This is a genomic window from Paraburkholderia caffeinitolerans (assembly GCF_902859945.1).
Classification (GTDB): Bacteria; Pseudomonadota; Gammaproteobacteria; order Burkholderiales; family Burkholderiaceae; genus Paraburkholderia; species Paraburkholderia caffeinitolerans.
In genome coordinates, this window is record NZ_CADIKL010000114.1 from 1 (window position 1) to 1,052 (window position 1,052).

A 1,052-nucleotide genomic window follows, 5' to 3' on the forward strand; every position below is an offset into this window, starting at 1 on the left:
GTGATGGCCGCGCAGGGTTCGCAGCTCACCAACAAGTACGCCGAAGGCTATCCCGGCAAGCGCTACTACGGCGGCTGCGAGTACGTGGATGTCGTCGAGCAGCTCGCGATCGACCGCGTGAAGGAACTGTTCGGCGCCGAAGCCGCCAACGTCCAGCCGAACTCGGGCTCGCAGGCCAACCAGGGGGTGTTCTTCGCCATGCTCAAGCCCGGCGACACCATCATGGGCATGAGCCTCGCGCACGGCGGCCACCTCACGCACGGCTCGCCCGTGAACATGTCGGGCAAGTGGTTCAACGTCGTGAGCTACGGCCTGAACGAAGCCGAGGACATCGACTATGAAGCCGCCGAAAAGCTCGCCCAGGAACACAAGCCGAAGCTGATCGTGGCGGGCGCCTCGGCGTTTGCGCTGCGCATCGACTTCGAGCGTCTCGGGAAGATTGCGAAGAGCGTTGGCGCGTATTTCATGGTCGACATGGCGCACTACGCGGGCCTCGTGGCCGCGGGCGTCTACCCGAACCCGGTGCCGTTCGCCGACTTCGTCACCACGACCACGCACAAGAGCCTGCGCGGCCCGCGCGGCGGTGTGATCCTGATGAAGGCCGAATTCGAGAAGCAGATCAACTCGGCGATTTTCCCGGGCATCCAGGGCGGTCCGCTCATGCACGTGATCGCAGGCAAGGCGGTGGCGTTCAAGGAAGCGCTCTCGCCGGCATTCAAGACCTACCAGCAGCAGGTGGTCGAGAACGCGCGCGTGCTGGCCGAAACGCTGGTCAAGCGCGGCCTGCGCATTGTTTCGGGCCGCACGGAAAGCCACGTGATGCTGGTGGACCTGCGCGCGAAGAAGATCACCGGCAAGGCCGCCGAAGCAGCACTGGGCGCCGCGCACATCACGGTGAACAAGAACGCGATTCCGAACGACCCGGAAAAGCCGTTCGTGACGAGCGGCGTGCGCCTGGGCTCGCCGGCCATGACCACGCGCGGCTTTGGCGTGAAGGAAGCCGAGCAGGTGGGCAACCTGATTGCCGACGTGCTGGACAACCCGGAAGACGC

General features: G+C 65.2%; 1 protein-coding gene. It reads left to right on the forward strand.

Going from position 1 to position 1,052, the window contains the following annotated elements; genetic code table 11:
- On the forward strand, window positions 1–1,052 hold a 1,052-nt coding region (gene glyA, locus HV773_RS36495), incomplete at both ends, for a serine hydroxymethyltransferase (protein ID WP_175198552.1).